Source organism: Actinokineospora xionganensis, from assembly GCF_014323725.1.
Taxonomy (GTDB): domain Bacteria; phylum Actinomycetota; class Actinomycetes; order Mycobacteriales; family Pseudonocardiaceae; genus Actinokineospora; species Actinokineospora xionganensis.
Map to the genome: position 1 here is coordinate 60,673 of NZ_JABVED010000005.1, position 19,142 is coordinate 79,814.

Here is a 19,142-nt window from a genome sequence, read left to right on the forward strand (position 1 = left end):
GTTCCCCTTCGTCGGCTCCAATGGTAGTCGCTGCACCCGACAGGGCTGCGGCTATGTAGCCCGTGAGTGATCACATGGCGGTACGGCAGGATGGTGGGGTGACCGCACTCACCGGGCCCCTCATCTCCGCCGCCGACCTTCTGTCCTGCCTGGACAGTGCGGATTCGCCGGTGCTGCTCGACGTCCGCTGGCGCCTCGGCGGCCCTCCCGGGCGGCAGGACTACGTCGCGGGCCACCTCCCTGGCGCCGTCTACCTCGACCTCGACGCCGATCTCGCCGCCGCGCCCGGCGACGGCGGAAGGCACCCGCTACCAGCGCCGGAAGACCTGCAGCGGGTGCTGCGGGAAGCCGGTGTGCGCGCCGACCGCCGGGTTGTGGCCTACGACTCCGACAACGGCTCGATAGCCGCCCGCGCCTGGTGGTTGCTGCGATGGGCGGGCCACGAGGACGTCGCGGTGCTCGACGGCGGCTACGCGGCCTGGGTGGCGGCAGGCAACCCGGTGACCACCGTTGAGGCGACCCCCGAAGGGGGCGACATCGAGGTCCGCCCCGGCGGGATGCCGGTGCTGGGCGCCGACGAGGCGGCCGACCTCGCCCGCGACGGCGTGCTGCTCGACGCCCGCGCGCCCGAGCGGTACCGCGGCGACATCGAACCCATCGACCCGCGCGCCGGGCACGTGCCGGGCGCCCGCAACGCCCCCTTCACCGAGCACCTGCGTGATGGCGGCTGGAAGCCCGCCGCCGAGCTGGCCGAACGCTTCGAGGCGCTGGGCGTGCGGCCCGGTCAGCCCGTCGGCGCGTACTGCGGCTCCGGCGTGACCGCGGCGTCGGTGGTCCTCGCCCTGCAGGCCTCGGGTCTCACCAGCCGCGAGCGCCCGGCCGCCCTCTACGCGGGCTCCTGGTCGCACTGGTGCGTCGACCCCACCCGCCCGGTGGCGACGGGCGACCAGCCGGGCGAATAGCTCCAGGCGCCGGGAAGACGGGCCCACCGGTCGTCATGGGCACAAGTGCGTCGGATCGCATGGCTCCGGTGGCGACGGGGAGCGGGTCGGGACACTAGGGTCGGCATATGGGTGATCGAGCCGCCGTCGTCTGGGACTCCTCGCTGCTCGGTTACGACCTCGGCGGCGAACACCCGTTCAATCCGATCCGCCTCGAACTCACCATGCGCCTGGCCGCGGCGCTCGGCGTGCTCGACGGGGTGGAGCTGAGGATCCCCGAGTCCGCGACCGAGTCCGATTTGGAGCGGGTGCACGAACTCGGCTACGTGCGGGCCGTGCAGCAGGCGCCGACGGTGACCTGGGATGTCGGGCACGGGCTCGGCACCGACGACAACCCCGTGTTCGACCGCATGCACGCCGCGTCCGCGCTGGTCGTGGGCGGATCCCTGCTGGGAGCGCGCGAGATCGCGTCCGGGACTGTCGACCGGGCCGTGAGCATCGCGGGCGGACTGCACCACGCGATGCGTGACCGCGCCGCCGGGTTCTGCGTGTACAACGACTGCGCCGTGGCCATCTCCTGGCTGCTCGACAACGGCTTCGACCGCATCGCCTACCTCGACGTCGACGTCCACCACGGCGACGGCGTGCAGGCCGCGTTCTACGACGACCCGCGCGTCCTGACCGTGTCCCTGCACCAGAACCCGGCGACCCTGTGGCCGGGCACCGGCTTCGTCGACGAGCTCGGCGGCCGCGAGGCCATGGGCTCCTCGGTCAATATCCCCCTCCCGCCGCACACACGCGACCCGGCGTGGCTGCGCGTGTTCACCGCGGTCGTCCCGTCGCTGCTGTCGGCGTTCCACCCGCAGATCCTGGTCACCCAGTGCGGCGTGGACACCCACGAAGAGGACCCGCTCGCCGACCTGTCGCTCTCGGTCGACGGCCACCGCGAGATCTACCGGACCCTGCGTCGGCTGGCCGACCAGTACGCGGGCGGCAAGTGGCTGGCCACCGGCGGCGGCGGATACCAGCTGCTGCGCGTGGTCCCGCGCTCCTGGACCCATCTGATCGCCACCGTGCTCGACCGCGACGTCGCCCCCGAGACCCGGGTGCCCGCGGACTGGACGGCGACCGTGCGCAAGATAGCGCCGCACGCCGATCTCCCGACGACCATGAGCGACGGGCGCGACACCGCGTTCGACCCGTGGGGCGGGGGACTGGACCGGCCGGTCGACGCCGTGATCCGGGACGTGCGGCGGGCCGTGTTCCCGCTGCACGGGCTCGATCCCGACGACCCGAGGGACTGACGTGGCCGACACGCCCGCGTACGACCCGTACGACTATCCGCGCCGCTGGGAAGCCGACGTCGTGCTCTCCGACGGTCAGACTGTCCACTTGCGGCCCATCGTGCCCAGCGACGGCGACGCGCTGCTCGCCTTCCACGGCAAGCTGTCCGACCGCACCCGCTACTTCCGTTACTTCTCACCGTATCCGCGCATCCCCGCGCGCGACCTGGTGCGGTTCAGCACGGTCGACCACCGCGACCGGGTCGCGTTCGTGGCCCTGCTCGGCGACGACATCGTCGCCGTCGGCCGCTACGAGCGGCTGCCCGGCCATGACTCCGCCGAGGTCGCCTTCGTCGTCGCCGACGACCACCAGCGCCGCGGGCTCGGCTCGATCCTGTTGGAGCACCTGGCCGCCGCCGCCCGCGAACGCGGACTGAGCCGGTTCGAGGCCGAGGTGCTCTCGGAGAACGCCCAGATGGTCCGCGTCTTCCGCGACGCCGGCTACCAGGTGAGCCGCGAGTTCGAGGAAGGCGTGCTGCACCTGGAGTTCGCGATCGACCCGACCGAGGACTCGGTGCGCGTCGCGTGGTCGCGCGAGCAGGCCGCCGAGGCGCGCAGTGTGCACAATCTGCTCCATCCCCGGTCGGTCGCGGTGATCGGCGCGTCGACGGATCGCACCAAGGTCGGGTACGCCGTGCTGGGCAACATGCTCGGCGCCGACTTCGCCGGTCCGGTGTTCCCGGTCAACGCCGAACACCCGTCGGTGCGCGGAGTCCGGGCGTACGCCACCGTCCTCGACATCCCGGACCCGGTCGACCTCGCCGTCGTCGCCGTCCCCGCCGCACGGGTCGACGACGTCATGGACGCCTGCCTTGCCAAGGGGGTCAAGGCATTGGTGGTCGTCACCTCCGGTTTCGGCGAGACCGGCTCCGAGGGACGCGGCGCCGAGCGCAGGCTCGTCGACGAGGCCCGCGCGCACGGAATGCGGGTCGTCGGGCCGAACGCCCTCGGCGTGGTCAACCTGGACCCGAAGGTCCGGCTCAACGCCAGCCTCGCCCCGACCCTGCCCGGCCGCGGCCGCACCGGGTTCTTCTGCCAGTCCGGCGCGCTGGGCACCGCGATCCTGGCCGACGCCGCCGCGCGCGGCCTCGGACTGTCCACTTTCGTCTCGGCGGGCAACCGCGCCGACGTGTCGGGCAACGATCTGCTGCAGTACTGGGAGACCGACCCCAACACTGATGTCGTGCTCCTGTACCTGGAGTCCTTCGGCAACCCGCGCAAGTTCGCCCGGCTCGCCAGAAGGCTCGGCCGCAGCAAGCCGATCGTGGCGGTGAAGTCGGGCCGCAACGCGGTGCTTCCCGCGCTCGCCGCGACCGGGGTCGCGATCGACGAGTCGAGCGTGCAGGCCCTGTTCGAACAGGCGGGCGTGATCCGCGTCGAATCGATCGCGCAGCTGTTCGACACCGCGATCCTGCTGGCCCACCAGCCACTGCCGTCGGGGGAGCGGGTCGCTGTTGTCGGCAATTCCTCGGCCATCGGGGTGCTGGCCGCGGACTCGGCGATGGCCGCCGGGCTGTCCCTCGCGGGCGACCCGGTCGACGTCGGCGCGCAGGCGGGACCGGAGGAGTTCGCCGCCGCAGTCACCGACGCCCTGCGCCGCGACGATGTCGACTCGCTGATCGTCGTGTTCGTGCCGCCGTTGGCGATCCCCGGCACGGCGTACGCCCGCGCGCTGCGGGAGGCGGCGCCTGCCGACGCGAACGCCAAACCGATCGTCTCGACTTTCCTTGCCGCCGAGGGAATTCCCGCCGAGCTCGCGGTCGCGGGCCCCGGCGGCGCACCGGGCCGCGGGTCCATCCCGTCGTACCCGAGCCCGGAGCGCGCGGCCTTGGCGCTCTCGCGGGCGACGCGGTACGCGCGGTGGCGGTCGGCTCCGCTCGGCGAGTACCGCAGGCCCGAGGACGTCGACACCCGCGAAGCAACGGAGATCGTCGCCGCGGCGCTGGTCGCCGCCGGCGGGTCCGAGGTGGAGTTGACCGACGACCAGACCCGCCGGGTGCTGGCCTGCTACGGCATCCAGGTGATGCCCTACCGGGTCGTCGCCACCGCGGGCGACGCGGTCACGGCCGCCACCGAACTGGGTCTCCCAGTCGTGATGAAGACCGCCGACCGTCGGTTCCGCAGGCGCAACGACCTCGTCGGCGTCCGGCTCGACCTGACCACCGAGGACGCCATCCGCACCGCCTACGACCAGCTCCGCGCGGTGTCCGGGGTCGAGGAGGTGTTCGTGCAGCGCATGGCGCCCAAGGGGAACTCCTGCTCGATCGGCCTGCAGGACGATCCGTCGTTCGGCACGCTGCTGTCCTTCGGGCTCGCCGGGATGATCAGCGATCTGCTCGGCGACCGCGCCTTCCGGGCCGTGCCGCTGACCGACGCCGATGCCGCCTCCCTGGTCCGGGCGCCGCGGGCGGCACCGCTGCTCGTCGGTTACGGGGGCGCCGAGCCCGCGGACTTGGCCGCCTTGGAGGACTTGGTCCTGCGGGTCGCCGCGCTGGCCGAGGACTTGCCGGAGATCCGTTCGCTGCTGGTGGAGCCGATCCTGGCCTCGGCGGCGGGCGCTTTCGTCAGCGGGGGCCACGCGACGGTCGGCCCGCCGCCCTCGCGCCACGACGGCGGTCCACGCAGGCTGCGCGCGATGCTGTGACATGGCGCCGCCTCCGGCGGCGCGGCTCGGTCGCCTTGATGGTGACGTTTCGGGGGTCCCGCACGAACACTGCCCACTTCGATGGCGTGTTCGTGCGGGACCCCCGAAACGTCACCGCGACCGAGCGGGGTGGGGCAGCCCGGGTTTGCGCGGACCCCCGAAACGTCACCGCGACCTCGTTGGATGATCTTCCCGCGAGATCTCCCGGGGGCCTGCTCGCGGGCCTATGCTCGTTGACCATGTCTGGTGAACGGCGTCACCCGAAGCAGGGCGAGGCGGTGCACGCGGGGATCCCCGAGCACGGCCGCGTCCCCCTGTACTTCGCCGTGCGGTCCCGGTTGCTCGACCTCATCCAGACGCTGGGCGAGGGCTCGGCGCTGCCCTCGGAGCGAGACCTCGCAGACCTGTTCGACGTGTCGCGTCTCGCCGTTCGGCAAGCCGTGGGTGAACTCGTGCTCGAAGGCAGGCTCACCCGCAGGCAGGGGGTGGGGACCTTCGTCGCGCCGCCGAAGCTGGTGCGGCCGATGACGTTGTCCAACGTGGGCTTCGAACCCACCCGCGGCCTCGTCACCCTCGAACACCTCCCCGCGGCCAACCCGCTGGCCGCCGAGCTCGGGGTGCGGGTCGGCGCGATGATCGTGCACATCGAGCGGGTCGTCTCGACCTCCGGCGACCGGATCGGGTTGGAGTCGACTTACCTTGCCGCGGAACGGTTTCCCGGCCTAACCGACCGGTTCGACCCAGCCGAGTCACTGCACGCCCACCTGCGCGAGGTGTTCGACGTGACCGTCGCCGACGCCGAGGAGCGCGTCGAGACGATCTTGGCCACCCCGCGTGAGGCCCAGCTCATCGGCGTCAGCCAGGCGCTGCCGATGCTGCTGCTCAACCGCCTCACCCGCGACGCCGACGGCAGGCCCATCGACCGCGCCCGGTCGCTGTTCCGCGGCGACCGCTTCAGCATCATCGCGACCCTGCGCGAGTGATCTACCGTGGGCACATGAACCGACGGTGGCCGAAGTTCGTCGCGCTGGGGGACAGCCTCACCGAGGGCGTCGGCGACGTCGACGAGACCGGCAGGCCCCGCGGCTGGGCCGACCGCTTCGCCGAGGAGATCGCCCGCAGGCAGGGCGGGCTGCGCTATGCCAACCTCGCGGTGCGCGGACTGGCGACCGCCGAGGTCCTGAGCACGCAGGTCCCCGCCGCGGTGGCGCTGCGCCCCGACCTGGTCAGCGTGATCGTCGGGATGAACGACCTGGTCCGCCCCAACCTCAGCCTGCGCACGGTGCTGCGTGACTACGACAGCCTGCTGGACGAAGTCGGCGCGACCGGCGCCACCGTCCTCACCGCGACCCTGCCCGATCCTGGTGCGATCCTGCCGCTGCCACCGGTGGTGCGGTCCCGGTTCACCGCCCGCCTGGGCCGCTTCAACGACCACCTCCGCGGCAGCGCGTGGCGGCGGCGCGCCCACTGCCTCGACCTGGCCCGCCTCGCCGACGGCGACCACCACGCGTGGAGCGCGGACCGTCTGCACCCGAGCCCCTACGGGCATCAGGTGGTGGCGGACGAGTTCTTGGCTCTCCTGACGGGCATTCGGTCGGATCGTGCTGAGCCGCTTCCCGCCGATCCGCCGCGGGCACTGGTGGGGATGGCGCCGAGTTTGCGGTGGCTCACCACGACCGCGGTGCCTTGGCTGCGTAGGCAGCTCGGCGCTCCCGCCTCGGTGCCGAACCGACCCAAGGCCCCGGATTACCTGGCGCTGACCTGATCCGCGCATGTCGCGCGGCCCCGACTGGCATCACAGCATTCGGGAAACGACGAGGGCGGCCCCTAACCCACCAGCCCCGCTGACCCCGGCGACCCCCAACCGCCCAGAACTGCGCTCCAGGTTCTCCACGCACTCCCCAACCATGATCGCCCCGGTGGCCCCCAACGCATGCCCGGCCGCGAGCGTTCCCCCACACAGGTTGAGCCGGTCCGGCCCCGCCCCCAAGTCCCGCCGCAATCGCAGGCACAGCGCCGCGAACGACTCGGCGAATTCGAAGACGTCGACCTCCCCTGGCCGGATCGCGGCTCGGCGCATCGCGGTCACCATGGCGTCCTGGCCCGCGGTCAGCATCGTCACCGGGTCGTGTGCCACCACTGACGACGACACGATCCGAGCCCGCGGTGTGATGCCCAGTCTGCGTGCGGCGCGGGCGTCGCCGATGAGGAGCAGGGCGGCGCCGTCGGCCACCGAGGGAGAGGTGCCGACCGTGTGCCCGTGCTCGATTCGCTCCGGCCATGCCCGGCTCGACAGGGCCAGCGCGTCCTGGCCGTCGGCGCCGACCGCGGCGAACGCGGGCGTCAGGGCCGAGAGTGCCTCGCGGCTCACCTGTGGCCGCACCTGTTCGTCGCGATCGAGTCCACCGAGGGGGATCAGCGAACGGGAGAACGCTCCAGCCCGGTTCGCGGCTGCCGCTTTATGGTGTGATTCCAGGGCATACGCGTCGAGGTCGGAGCGGGAGAAGCCGTCGATGGTGGCGTTGAGGTCCGCGGCGACTCCCATGTGGACGGACCCGGTCGCGGCCACGACCTCGGCGTCGGTCCACAGTGGAGCGCGGTCGCTGAACATCGGCACCCGCGACGTGCTCTCCACGCCGCCCGCCACCGCCAGGCTGAGTTCGCCCACCCGCACCCGGGCCGCGACCTGCGCGACCGCCTCTAGGCCGGAGGCGCAGAAGCGGTTGACCGTCACCCCGGGAACCTCGTCGCCCCAGCCCGCCAGCAGCACGGCCGTCCGGGCGAGGTTGCCGCCCTGTTCGCCGACCTGGGATGCGCAGCCGATCACCACGTCCTCGACGGTGCGCGGGTCGAGCCCCGTGCGCCCGACGAGCGCCCGCTGCAGGCCGGTGACCAGGTCCAAGGCGCTCAGCGGGTGCAGGCCGCCCACGGTGGAGCCGCGGCCGCGGGCGGTTCGGACGTAGTCGAGCACATAGGCCTCGTTCACCGGTTCCCCCTCCCGAGTGCCCCGGTTCTAGTTGTAGTCTCGTTTTCCCAGCGCGGGCAAGGGCTCGGCCAGGTCTCACCGAGGAACGCGCCACGGACACGGTCACCGAGTTCGGTATGGTCAACCGTCGCAACGCTGGACGTCCCTATCGCTACACCTTTGCCGCCACTGGCGAGCCCGGTTGGTGCCTGTTCGACGGGTTCGTGGAACACGACCTCCTGACCGGTCGTGCAGGGCGCCACCGGTACGGCGCGGGGTGTTCGGCGGTGAGAACGGCGTTCGCGGCGCGCACGGGTTCCCAAGGTGAGGACGACGGTTACCTGATCACCATGACCACCGACATGAATGCCGACCGCTGCGAGTGCCGGGTCTTCGACGCGCGGCGGGTCACCGATGGCGGGCCCGCCCAAGCATGATCCATCCGCCCGATCAGCCCACCGCCCTGCACGCCGGCGGCGACAACTCGATCGCGTTCCTCATCGGTGTCACCGCCGACGAGTGGACCCTGCTGATCCTGCGGCACGCGCTGCAGGGCGTCGACAGTTTCGACCGGTGGCTGGAGCTGCTGCCGATCTCCCCGCCGGTGCTCGCGGGCAGGCTGCGCCGCATGGCTGAGCTCGGCATCGTCGCGGTGTCGGGGGACACCTACCCGCTGACCAGACGCGGCGCCGCGCTGTGGCCGATGATCGTCACCCTCGCCGGGTGGGAGAAGGTGTGGGGCGACGACCACGTCGAGCCGCTGCCGCGACTGCGCCATCTGCGCTGCGGCACGGACTTCACCCCGCTGATGGCCTGCGGCGCATGCGGTGAGGTCGCCGCCGCCCGCGATGTCGACGGCGAGTTCGGGCCGAGTGGTTCGTGGCCGAGGTCAGCGCCCAGCGCCGCGACCCGCCGTCGCGCGGGCGGGTCGGCGAACCTCGGTCCCAGCTTCTTCCCACAGAGCCGTGCCCTCATCGGCAACCGCTGGGCCGCTGCCATGCTCAGCGCCGCCTACCTGGGCGCGACCCGGTTCTCCCAGTTCCATCGCCAAGTCGGCGCTCCCGCCACGGTGATCGCCGACCGGCTGCGCGTGTTCCGCGAAGTCGGGGTGCTGCACGCCGAGGGCGATCAGGACCGCGCGGACCGGGCCACGTTCAGGCTGACCGACAAGGGGCGGGCGTTCTTCCCCGTGGTGATGTCGGGCGTCGAGTGGAGCCAGCGCTGGTACGTCGCGCCGGAAGGACCCGCGTTGCAGTTCCAGCACCGAGACCACCGGTTCTGGATGCTGCTGCTGTGCGCGGAGTGCGAGAAACCGCTGGCTGGTCGCGATATCGAGGTCGGTTGAGCACTTGGAGTGATATTTCGTGCAACCCGTGGGGCGGTCGTGTCCGTCCTCCGGACATGAACCGAATCGGAACCGTGCTCGGCGCCGGCGCCCTCCTTGTCGCGTTGGCCGCCTGTGGCACCAGCGACAGAAGCCCTGAAATCCAGCCCGCGCCGTCCACCGCTCCGGTGGGCCAACCGGGCCTGACCCCGCCCGCGGACGCGGTGCCCGTCGCGGGGCCCCAGCTCGACGGCACCGCGCTGCCCGCGGAGTTCCCCACGAAGGTCTGGACGGAGTCGGGCGGCAAGACGCTCGGCGCCACCGCCCAGGAGGGGGGCTGCGGCAAGGCGAGTGCCGAGGTCGCCGAGCAGTCGGCCGAGAAGGTCGTGCTCGTCCTGGTCGAGACCACGCCCGCCAAGGCGGAGATGTGCACCATGGACATCCGCTTCCCAACGGTGACCGCGGAACTCGATGAGCCCCTCGGCGGCCGCAAGGTCGTCCTGCGCGCTGAGCAGCGCAAGTCCTAAGGGTCCCTGTGCCCCCGGGTCGGCTCTGCCCCAGCCGCCCGGGGGCACCTTCTGGTCCGTGCAACCGCGCGCGTCACTAGTAACGTCCTCACACCATGAAGACCTCGTTGTTTACCGCTGGAGCAGCCCTGGCCCTGCTCGCCCTGACGGCGTGTGGCCAGCAGCCCGAACAGGCTGGTGCCGGCCCGTCCAGCACGCCTGCGAGCACGACCACGCAGCCCACGACCACGCCCTCGGCGACCCCGGGGACGTCGGTTCCGCCGACTGCGCCGCCTACTGGGGCGCCGACCGGCACCGCTGTACCCCCGGACTTCAAGGAACTGCCCCCGGGGCAGGTCGAGTCGAAGTCGCTGCCGGAGGTCTACACCGAACGCCGGGTCTGGGCCTCGCCGGACGGCAAGACCCTGCAACTCGTCGGTATGGCGCGGGACTCCTGCGGCGGGGTGGAGGGTGAGGTGCTGGAGTTCTCGGCCTCGACCGTCCGGATCGGCCTACGCCCGATGGCCCAGCCGCAGGGCGGCCCCGAGGGGCAGGCGTGCGCCATGGTGGTCACCCCGCGGCCGGTCCTCGTCCCGCTTCGCGAGGCGCTTGGCAACCGGACCGTTGTCGTAGTCGAAGACTGAGCCACGCGGCGCGAACGGGTTAGGTTGCCCGTTCGCGCCGCTCTGAAACAGTGGCCTTGGTCACATGGATCGCCCGCCGAGGCGGGCTTGATCGCGGCGCTTCCGCCGCGGCGGACCCGGTCCCATCATGTTACTCGTGGGTAATTTTCCAGTTCTGACAGCACTTTGATCCCCGCTGGTGAACCCGGGTTTTGAGAGAAATTCACCAAAGAGTTGATCATCAAACGATCTTTGCTTGGATCTTGTGAACACTCTGAGTAGTCGATCTCTCAGGCCCGTTCGCTCGTTTCCTGCAGTTATTGACCCAGATCACATCGTGTTTGCCTTCGGCGGTTGCGCACGGTTAGCGTCGCCGTCGAACGTCACGGTTCGGTTACGAGGGCTGGCCACTTGGCCGCCGGGATCCCCCGCCCGGTGCCCGACCGGATCTCCCCGAGACGGAAGGCACTACACGCATGTCCAGCTCCGACGGCTCTAAACGTGTCCCGACACCGATTCCCGGTGTCGGGGGCGAGTTCATCCCGGCGCGGTACAAGCCGCGCAAGCACCTCATGGTGGCTGTCCTCGCCGCTGGTGCGGTCCTGACGGTCGGTGCCCCGCTGATCTCAGGCACGCCCGCCGAGGAGCCCGACACGCGGGTCCAGGAAGTCCTGCGGATGGCGTTCAGCACGCCCACTGACAAGATCACCTCGCAGTACCCGGTCCTGGTGCCGCCCCGCGCCGCCACGGCCGACCCGGGCGCAGAGGCCCGCAAGATGCAGCTGGCGCTCCAGCTCCAGCAGCAGCGCGCCGCCCAGGCCGCTCAGGCCGCCGAGGCCGAACGGCAGCGTGTCGCCGCCGAGGCCGAAGCGCAGCGCGTCGCCCAGCAGAAGGCCGCGGCGGCCGAAGCGGCCCGCAAGGCGGCCGCGGGCTTCGCCCGTCCCGCCGCGGGCAGGCTCACCTCCGGGTTCGGCGCCCGCTGGGGCACCACGCACTACGGCATCGACATCGCCAACAGCATCGGCACGCCGATCGTGTCCGTCGCGCCCGGCACCGTCATCGAGGCCGGCCCGGCCAGCGGCTTCGGCCTGTGGGTCCGCGTCCAGCACGACGACGGCACGGTGACGATCTACGGTCACGTCAACGAGATCAAGGCGGGCAAGGGCACCCGGGTGGGCGCGGGCCAGCTGATCGCGACCGTGGGCAACCGCGGCCAGTCGACCGGCCCGCACGTGCACTTCGAGGTGTGGCTCGGCGGCTCGAATAAGGTCGACCCGCTGTCCTGGCTGCGCCAGCGCGGCGTCTCGATCTGACACTGACGCAAAGCGAAACGCGGTCCCGGGAATCCCAGGACCGCGTTTCGGCGTTGTCAGGCTAGCGGCGGAACGAGACCTGCAAGGTCGGCGCCGAAGTGCCCGCGAAGAAGTCGTTGCCCTTGTCGTCGACGACGATGAAGGCGGGGAAGTCCTCGACCTCGATCTTCCAGACCGCTTCCATCCCCAGCTCCGCGTACTCCACGACGTCGACCTTCTTGATGCAGTCCCGCGCCAGCCGCGCGGCCGGGCCGCCGATCGACCCGAGGTAGAACCCGCCGTGGGTCTGGCAGGCGTCGGTCACCTGGCGCGACCGGTTGCCCTTGGCCAGCATCACCATCGACCCGCCCGCCGCCTGGAACTGCTCGACATAGGAGTCCATGCGGCCCGCGGTGGTCGGCCCGAACGAGCCGGACGCGTATCCGGCCGGGGTCTTGGCCGGTCCGGCGTAGTACACCGGGTGGTCCTTGAGGTACTGCGGCATCTGCTCGCCCGCGTCGAGGCGTTCCTTGATCTTCGCGTGGGCGATGTCGCGCGCGACGACCAGCGGGCCGGTCAGCGACAGCCGGGTCTTCACCGGCAGCTTCGCCAGCGTCGCGCGGATCTCCGACATCGGCAGCGTCAGGTCGATCTTGACGACCTCGTCGGACAGGTCCTCGCCGGTGACCTCGGGCAGGAAGCGCGCCGGGTCGCGTTCGAGCTGCTCCAGGAACACACCGTCCGGGGTGATCTTGGCCTTCGCCTGCCGGTCGGCCGAGCACGACACCGCGAGACCCACCGGGCAGGACGCGCCGTGCCGGGGGAGGCGGATGACCCGCACGTCGTGGCAGAAGTACTTGCCGCCGAATTGGGCGCCGATGCCGAACTGGCGGGTCAGCTCGAGGACCTGCTGCTCGAGGTCGACGTCGCGGAAGGCGTGGCCCGCCGCGGAACCCTCGGTGGGCAGGTTGTCGAGGTAGCGCGCGGAGGCGAGCTTGGCGACCTTGAGGTTCTGCTCGGCCGACAGCCCGCCGACGACGATCGCGAGGTGGTACGGCGGGCAGGCGGCCGTGCCCAGCGAACGCAGCTTCTCGTCGAGGAACTTCGCCAGCCGCGTGGGGTTCAGGACGGCCTTGGTCTCCTGGTAAAGGAACGTCTTGTTGGCCGACCCGCCGCCCTTGGCCATGAACAGGAACTCATACGACGGGTCCATGCCGGGCTTGGTGTGGATGTCGATCTGCGCGGGCAGGTTGGTGCCGGTGTTCTTCTCGTCCCAGAACGTCACCGGCGCCATCTGCGAGTACCGCAGGTTCAGCTCCTGGTAGGCCTCGAAGATCCCCTGCGACAGGGCCTGCTCGTCGGCGCCGCCGGTCAGCACCGTCTCGGTGCGCTTGCCCATGATGATCGCGGTGCCGGTGTCCTGGCACATGGGCAGCACGCCGCCCGCGGCGATGCACGCGTTGCGCAGCAGGTCCATGGCGACGAAACGGTCGTTGCCACTGGCCTCGGGGTCGTCGATGATCGCGCGCAGCTGGGCCAGGTGCGAGGGGCGCAGCAGGTGCTGGATGTCCTTGATGGCTTCCTTCGCCAGCAGGGTCAGCGCGGCCGGGTCGACTTCGAGGAACCGGCGTCCCGCGGCATCGACGACCCGGACACCGTCCGAGGAGACCAGCCGGTACTCGGTTGTCCGGTCCGGGCCGAGCGGCAATACGTCGGTGTACTCGAAATTCGTGGTGGCGGTCACGATGTGCGGGCTCCCTTGCGCGCGTCCAAGTTGCCCATGAACGTACCCCGCCGCCGTCGCGCGCTCCGCCATTCCCCACGTGGCACTGACCACCTTCCGGCTCGGCAGACGCTCTCGGCGGGCGGTTGGTGAGGCTGCTCCTGTCGGTTTGCCCAGACCAAGATTTCGTCATGGTTTCCGCCTATATGGCCAATTCAAGGCCATGGTTCTCCCCGAATGCGTTCGCGTGCGAAAGGGCGGGCCGACCCCCGGCCGCGATTCGGGGCGCCACGAGTCCTCCCACCGCGCGCCGGATGTCTTGCGAAATGGGATGGGTCCGACGAGGACGAGAGGGTGCACCTGCGAAAATGATCTAACCGGGGCAGATGGGGGTCAACCGGTCGCCTGAGAATGGGACGCCGCCTGTCGCAACGCTGATTCACCCATACAGTCCAGACGCCGGTCGCGTTCTGTGGCGGCGGGAAATGGGCAGATAAAGCGAATATGGTGAATGGTTTTTGCATTTTCCGGCGATCGGGCGTTGTCGCCGAGCCCTGGAAAGCCGGAAGGCCGGGGCGGCCCCCGGCCGTCCCGACCTCCCGTCGAATGCGATCACGGAACACCTTTCGGGTGTTCCGTGCCGCGCGGTCTGTGCTGAACGTTGCCGTGGCTGGCGTCACATGTCAACGCTGCTGATTAGGTGACGTAGCGGGCGGCCAGGAGGTTGCTCAGGGTCGCCGACTTTCTTCGGAAAGACCTTGTCAGCTGGCGTACGCCCGCAGCTTCTCGGCCCGCTCGCCCTGGCGCAGCTTCGACATGACCTCGCGCTCGATCTGGCGGACACGCTCGCGGGAGAGCCCGAAGCGCTTGCCGATCTGGTCGAGGGTACGCGGCTGGCCGTCGTCGAGGCCGTAGCGCAGCCGGATCACCGACTGCTCCCGGTCGTCGAGCGTGGCGAGCACGCGGCGCATGTCGTCCTGCAGCAGGCCGGAGATGACCGCGCTCTCGGCGTCGGTGGCCTCGCCGTCCTCGATGAAGTCGCCCAGCGGGGCATCTTCCTCGGCGCCGACCGGCATGTCCAGGCTCACCGGGTCACGCGCGTGGTCGAGCAGGTCGCGGACTTTCTCCGGGGTCAGCCCGGCTTCGCGGGCAAGCTCGTCTTTGGTCGCCTCGCGGCCCAGCGCCTGGTGCAGGTCGCGCTTGATCCGGGCGAGCTTGTTGACCTGCTCCACGAGGTGGACAGGCAGTCGGATCGTGCGGCCCTGGTCGGCCATGCCGCGGGTGATCGCCTGGCGGATCCACCACGTCGCGTAGGTGGAGAACTTGAAACCCTTGGTGTAGTCGAACTTCTCGACCGCCCGGATCAGGCCGAGGTTGCCCTCCTGGATCAGGTCGAGCAGCGGCATCCCGCGGCCCGTGTAGCGCTTGGCCAGCGACACGACGAGGCGCAGGTTCGCTTCCAGCAGGTGGTTCTTGGCGGTGTGCCCGTCGGCGATCAGCGCGCGCAACTCGGCGCGGCGGCCATGCGAGAGCTGGGGCGCGGTGTCGAGCATGTGCTGCGCGAAGACCCCCGCCTCGATGCGCTTGGCCAGCTCCACCTCCTGCGCCGCGGTGAGAAGCGCCGTGCGTCCGATCCCGTTGAGGTACACGCGGACCAGGTCGGCCGCGGGCCCTTGGGCGTCGAGGTCGGCGGCTTCGTAGGTGACCTCGGGTTCGCGCTGCTGCGGGACCGTCATGGTGCTCCTCCCCCTGTCGCTGTGGTTCTGTCCTGCAAAACGTCGGTGCACCGGATTTCGTTCCCGGTTTCCCACCTATGAAGACGCCGGCCAAGAACAGAGGGTTGCTCGTGCTTACCTGAGGTTTCCCTGAGAACCGCGACCGTCCACGGACGACGCAACGGGATAGGCGTGGATCAGGTTTCCACGAGCACGGTGAACGGGCCGTCGTTGACGCTCTCAACTGCCATCATGGCACCGAAAACGCCGGTCTCGACGTGTGCTCCGCGCTCACGGAGTTCGGTCACGACGGCGTCGAAGAGCGGCTGCGCCGTCTCCGGTCGTGCGGCTGCGGTCCACGTCGGACGCCTGCCTTTACGGGTTTCCCCGTAGAGTGTGAATTGGCTCACTAGCAGTAGTGGAGCGCCCGCCGAGGCACACGACTCCTCATCTCGCAGGATGCGCAGTTCGTGCAGTTTCCGTGCCATCGTCGTGGCCTGTTCGGGGGTGTCATCGACGTGCACCCCCAGCAGCACCAGCAGACCCGCCTGGTCGATCTTGCCCACCGTCTCGCCGTCGACGACCACGCTCGCGCGCGTGACCCGGGCCGCCACGGCCCTCACGCGAGCTCCACCGGCAGCACCATGCCGTGCTGGATCAGTTCGGCGACCACCGGCAGCGCCGCGCCGACGACCTCGTCGGCCGCCAGGCCGTTGGCCGCCGCCAGCAGGGCCAGCAGCTCACCCAGCGGCACCTGCCCGCGACAGCCCGCCAGCAGCGCCGTGACCAGCTCGTCGGTCTCCTGCTGCCAGCCGGGGCCGTCCGTGCGGTGCAGCCTGCGCACCAGCTCCGACCACCCGTTCTCACCCGGTTCGGAGACCTGCTCCAAGACCACGGTGGGCGGCACGACCAGGCGTGCCGACAGCAGCGCCTTCGGGTCCTGGTGGGCGCGCAGCCAGGCGACGCGGTCGAGCCACGCGCCGGTCTCCGGACCCAGCGGGTCGTCGTAGGCGTGGCGCAGGTCTTCGCAGGCCACCTCGGTGTCGCTGTCGGTGGCCCGCAGGGTGACGAAGCCGAACCCGATGCCGACCACGTCGTTCGCCTCGAACCAGTCGAGCCAGGCCGACGCCTTCGCCGACCCCTCCGGCGAGCGCGGGTCGACCCCGGTGTCGCGCAACCAGGTGCCCACGTACAGCGCGGGCTCGGCGACGTCGCGCTGGACGAACCAGGCGTCGAGGCCCTCGTCGGGCAGCCAACTCGCCACCCGGTCGCCCCAGTCCTCGCCGCGGCGGTGCAGCCACGAGGCCAGCAGCTGGCCCACGCCGCCGTCGGCCAGCACGTCACGCATACCGCGCACCACGAGCGCGCTGGCGTCGTCGCCACCGAGGCCGGAATCGCGGTAGACGAAGTCCACGCGGGGCGGCCCGACCACGAACGGCGGGTTGCAGACGACCTGGTCGAACCTGCGGCCCGCGACCGGCTCGAACCACGGTCCGCGCAGTGTCTCCACGGTGAGATCGTTGAGCCGGAACGTGGCCTTGGCCAGGGTCAGTGCCCGCTGCGACAGGTCGGTGGCCGTGACTCGGTCGGCGTTGCGGGAGGCGTGCAGCGCCTGGATGCCGCAGCCGGTGCCCAGGTCGAGCACCGAGCCGACCTTGCGCCGCGTCGACGCCCTGGCCAGGCTCAGCGACGCGTGGCCTATGCCCAGGACGTGCTCGGCGTCGACGGGCCTGCCGAGGCGGTCGTCGCCGAGGTCGGCCAACACCCACCAGCTGCCCTGGTCGTCGCCGTAGGGCCGCAGGTCGAGGGCGGCCCGGACGTCGTCGCCGTCGATCCGCACCAGGCCCGCCGCGGCCGCCTCGTCGACGTCGCCGAGCGCCTGCTCGGCCTTGGCGCGCGGCGCGGGGTCGCCGACGAGGAACAGCCGGATCAGGGTGTCGAGCGGGGAGCCGCCGCGGGTCGCGCGACGGGCGGGCTCGGGCTCGAACCGGCCGAGCGCGGCGTGCGCCTCGTCGCCGAGGGTCGCCACCACCCCGTCCGCGTCGAACCCGCTGGTCCGCAGGGTGTTTCGGAGACGGTCGCAGAACTGGTCGGTCAGACGCGGAAGCACCCGGGAATGCTCGCACGGGCCCGTCACGGCCGCGCGGCCGGACAAGATCAGACGTTGCGGGCGATGATCTGGAAGTAGGACAGCGGGTGGCCGCTCTGCACGTCCACGCCGTAGTGGGCCAGAACCTCCGCGCCCGCGGTGCGCAGGTCGTCGAGGACGTCACTGGCCGGGCAGACGAACAACGCCCCGCTCGCCGGTCCCACGACCGAGAGCAGGCCGCCCTCGCGAAGCGGCGCGGTGAGCGCGCGCAACAGGCCGACCCGGTCGTCGGCGAACTGGAGCAGGTTGTGGCACAACACGACGTCGAAGTCGTGCGGGCCGAACAGCTCCGGCGCGTCCTCGGCCATCGCCTGCACCACGTGCACCCGGTCGGCGACCCCGTGGTCGTCGGCGCAGGCCATCGCCGCGGTCAGCATCGCGCCCGCCGGGTCCAGGACGGTGACGTCGTGACCGCGCAGCGCGAGCCGCACCGCGTCGCGCCCGGTGCCGCCCGCCGCGTCGAGAATCCGCTGGGGTCCGTCGAGGTGGCGGGTGAGGTTGGCCTCGGTCACCGCGTGGCGCCTGCGCGCCGCCGGGGTGTCCTGCCAGTCCCGCCGTGATTCCGGCAGGAATTCGACGCCTTGAACCGTCATGCGTCTGTTTCTACCGGTGTGTTAACGAATACTCACCGACTTCCACCCGGATGGCGCAACTACGTCCCGACGGTGGGAGGATGGGGGGCGGAGGTGGTGTCGTGAGAGGCGCCGAGCGGGACGACACCCCGGTTCTCATCACCGAGGCCCAGCCGTCGTACGAAGAGCAGTTCGCCGCGCGCAAGCGCAAGTACATGATCATGATGGGCCTGCGCATCCCGTGTCTGCTGCTCGCGGGCATGTTCCACGAGACGTGGTGGCTGGCCCTCGGGTTCGTGGTGCTGTCGATTCCACTGCCTTGGGTCGCGGTCCTCATCGCGAATGACCGGCCGCCGCGCCGAGCCGAGGACGTCAACCGGTTCCAGCGGGACAAGGGAGCCATCGAGCCGACTCAGCGTCACGTGATCGACGGCTGAGCACCCACCCGGCCAATCGCTTCCGAGCCTGCCGCGACGCCCGCCAGCAGCGCGTTCCTCGGCGAGGCGCCCTGGACCCACGCGGTGATCAGTCCCGCGTCGAACGCGTCGCCCGCGCCCGTGCTGTCGACGCACCGCGCCGGGGGAGCGGTCACCGATTCCACTCCGTCGGGTGACACCCAGGACGCGCCCAGCGGGCCGTCCGTCACCGCGACCGCACCCACCGCGCTCAGCAGATCCAGCGGGTCGCCCGAGCCAGTCAGCTTCCGCAACTCGTCGCGGTTGGGCAGGAGCAGGTCGACGCCGCGCACCCACTGCAGGAACGCCGCCGGGTCTTCGATGAGCGTGGCCGCCTGCGGGTCGACCGAGGTCGTCAGGCCCGCGGCCCGGGCGGCGGCCAGCGCGTCGAGGCCCGCCTGCCGTGAGGACGCGTCGAGCAGGACGTAGCCGGACAGGTGCAGGTGGCGCCTGCCGGTGAGGTCGAGGTCGGCGGTGCGCAGCAGGGCGTTGGCGCCCCGGTCTGGCAGCATGCTGCGCTGGCCGGTGTCGTCGACGAGCACCACGACACAGCCGGTGGCGGCTTCGGGGTCGACGGTGAACTCGCAGCGCACGCCCGCCGCGGTCAGCGTGGCCCGCACCTGCGCTCCGGCCGGGTCGTCGCCGATGTTGGACACCAGCGTGGTGTCGCACCCCAGATGCGCGAGCCAGGCGGCGGTGTTGGCACCGGCGCCGCCCATGGTCAGCGAGATCCGGGCCCGGGTGTCGTCGCCGTGGACGATCGGACCCGAGTGCCGGGCGACCACGTCGAGCGCCGCGTCGCCGACGACCACCACGGCCGGTCCAACCGCCATGTGTTTCCTCCCGCGTTAATGGGTCGCGCGATCGTCGCCCCTACGGTAGAAAACCAC

17 protein-coding genes and 1 pseudogene are annotated in these 19,142 nt (G+C 71.1%); 11 read left to right on the top strand and 7 right to left on the bottom strand.

Features of this window, described 5'->3' with window-relative positions; translation table 11 throughout:
- Nucleotides 1-74: 74 nt before the first annotated feature.
- The 5 genes from GPZ80_RS10665 to GPZ80_RS10685 all read left to right on the top strand — a co-directional run bounded on the left by GPZ80_RS10665 (nucleotide 75) and on the right by GPZ80_RS10685 (nucleotide 6,693).
- Entirely contained in the window at nucleotides 75-962 is an 888-nt protein-coding gene (locus tag GPZ80_RS10665; RefSeq protein WP_187220160.1) for a sulfurtransferase, read from the top strand.
- 107 nt (nucleotides 963-1,069) lie between these two features.
- Nucleotides 1,070-2,245: an acetoin utilization protein AcuC gene (locus GPZ80_RS10670; RefSeq protein ID WP_187220161.1), complete on the top strand. Its 1,176-nt coding sequence runs from the start codon at nucleotides 1,070-1,072 to the stop codon at nucleotides 2,243-2,245.
- A gap of 1 nt (nucleotide 2,246) precedes the next feature.
- Nucleotides 2,247-4,928, top strand: coding sequence for a bifunctional acetate--CoA ligase family protein/GNAT family N-acetyltransferase (locus GPZ80_RS10675; RefSeq protein WP_187220162.1), 2,682 nt, complete (start codon nucleotides 2,247-2,249; stop codon nucleotides 4,926-4,928).
- Between the two features lie 239 nt (nucleotides 4,929-5,167).
- Nucleotides 5,168-5,911 (top strand): GntR family transcriptional regulator, encoded by a 744-nt coding sequence (locus GPZ80_RS10680; RefSeq protein ID WP_187220163.1) that lies wholly within the window; start codon nucleotides 5,168-5,170, stop codon nucleotides 5,909-5,911.
- Nucleotides 5,912-5,925: 14 nt separating this feature from the next.
- On the top strand, nucleotides 5,926-6,693 hold the full coding sequence (locus GPZ80_RS10685) for an SGNH/GDSL hydrolase family protein (RefSeq protein WP_187220164.1): 768 nt from the start codon (nucleotides 5,926-5,928) through the stop codon (nucleotides 6,691-6,693).
- Between the two features lie 30 nt (nucleotides 6,694-6,723).
- On the opposite strand, the gene GPZ80_RS10690 is transcribed toward GPZ80_RS10685, so the two are convergent.
- Entirely contained in the window at nucleotides 6,724-7,914 is a 1,191-nt protein-coding gene (locus tag GPZ80_RS10690; protein WP_187220165.1) for an acetyl-CoA C-acyltransferase, read from the bottom strand.
- 89 nt (nucleotides 7,915-8,003) lie between these two features.
- Between GPZ80_RS10690 and GPZ80_RS10695 the strand changes: the two are divergent.
- The 5 genes and pseudogenes from GPZ80_RS10695 to GPZ80_RS10715 all read left to right on the top strand — a co-directional run.
- Nucleotides 8,004-8,330 (top strand): annotated as a pseudogene (locus GPZ80_RS10695) (carotenoid oxygenase family protein); the annotation flags it as partial.
- Nucleotides 8,327-9,238 carry a winged helix-turn-helix transcriptional regulator gene (locus tag GPZ80_RS10700; protein WP_187220167.1) on the top strand — a complete coding sequence of 304 codons (912 nt, stop codon included), beginning with the start codon at nucleotides 8,327-8,329 and terminating at the stop codon, nucleotides 9,236-9,238. The pseudogene GPZ80_RS10695 and the gene GPZ80_RS10700, both read left to right, overlap by 4 nt.
- Nucleotides 9,239-9,294: 56 nt before the next feature.
- Nucleotides 9,295-9,744: a hypothetical protein gene (locus GPZ80_RS10705; RefSeq protein ID WP_187220168.1), complete on the top strand. Its 450-nt coding sequence runs from the start codon at nucleotides 9,295-9,297 to the stop codon at nucleotides 9,742-9,744.
- 95 nt (nucleotides 9,745-9,839) lie between these two features.
- A complete protein-coding gene (locus tag GPZ80_RS10710) occupies nucleotides 9,840-10,367 on the top strand; it encodes a hypothetical protein (protein ID WP_187220169.1) in 528 nt (175 codons plus the stop codon).
- Between the two features lie 455 nt (nucleotides 10,368-10,822).
- Entirely contained in the window at nucleotides 10,823-11,659 is an 837-nt protein-coding gene (locus tag GPZ80_RS10715) for a M23 family metallopeptidase (protein ID WP_246476973.1), read from the top strand.
- Nucleotides 11,660-11,720: 61 nt separating this feature from the next.
- Here GPZ80_RS10715 and GPZ80_RS10720 read toward each other — a convergent pair whose 3' ends face one another.
- From GPZ80_RS10720 to GPZ80_RS10740, 5 genes are all read right to left on the bottom strand, one after another.
- Nucleotides 11,721-13,382 (bottom strand): fumarate hydratase, encoded by a 1,662-nt coding sequence (locus GPZ80_RS10720; protein WP_187220170.1) that lies wholly within the window; start codon nucleotides 13,380-13,382, stop codon nucleotides 11,721-11,723.
- A gap of 740 nt (nucleotides 13,383-14,122) precedes the next feature.
- Nucleotides 14,123-15,097 carry a sigma-70 family RNA polymerase sigma factor gene (locus GPZ80_RS10725; protein WP_091371542.1) on the bottom strand — a complete coding sequence of 325 codons (975 nt, stop codon included), beginning with the start codon at nucleotides 15,095-15,097 and terminating at the stop codon, nucleotides 14,123-14,125.
- Nucleotides 15,098-15,273: 176 nt separating this feature from the next.
- The gene (dtd, locus tag GPZ80_RS10730; RefSeq protein ID WP_187220171.1) at nucleotides 15,274-15,699 is read right to left on the bottom strand and encodes a D-aminoacyl-tRNA deacylase; all 426 of its coding nucleotides are present in this window, start codon (nucleotides 15,697-15,699) and stop codon (nucleotides 15,274-15,276) included.
- Nucleotides 15,696-17,186 carry a DUF7782 domain-containing protein gene (locus GPZ80_RS10735; RefSeq protein WP_187220172.1) on the bottom strand — a complete coding sequence of 497 codons (1,491 nt, stop codon included), beginning with the start codon at nucleotides 17,184-17,186 and terminating at the stop codon, nucleotides 15,696-15,698. The genes dtd and GPZ80_RS10735 overlap by 4 nt, the downstream gene beginning before the upstream one ends.
- Before the next feature lie 47 nt (nucleotides 17,187-17,233).
- Complete coding sequence (locus GPZ80_RS10740; protein ID WP_187220173.1) at nucleotides 17,234-17,818, bottom strand: class I SAM-dependent methyltransferase; 585 nt, start codon at nucleotides 17,816-17,818, stop codon at nucleotides 17,234-17,236.
- Nucleotides 17,819-17,898: 80 nt separating this feature from the next.
- Here GPZ80_RS10740 and GPZ80_RS10745 point away from each other — a divergent pair, with 80 nt between their 5' ends.
- Entirely contained in the window at nucleotides 17,899-18,234 is a 336-nt protein-coding gene (locus GPZ80_RS10745; protein WP_187220174.1) for a DUF3099 domain-containing protein, read from the top strand.
- Here GPZ80_RS10745 and GPZ80_RS10750 read toward each other — a convergent pair.
- Nucleotides 18,216-19,085, bottom strand: coding sequence for a carbohydrate kinase family protein (locus GPZ80_RS10750; protein WP_187220175.1), 870 nt, complete (start codon nucleotides 19,083-19,085; stop codon nucleotides 18,216-18,218). The two genes, GPZ80_RS10745 and GPZ80_RS10750, sit on opposite strands and share 19 nt — an antisense overlap.
- Nucleotides 19,086-19,142 lie beyond the last annotated feature (57 nt).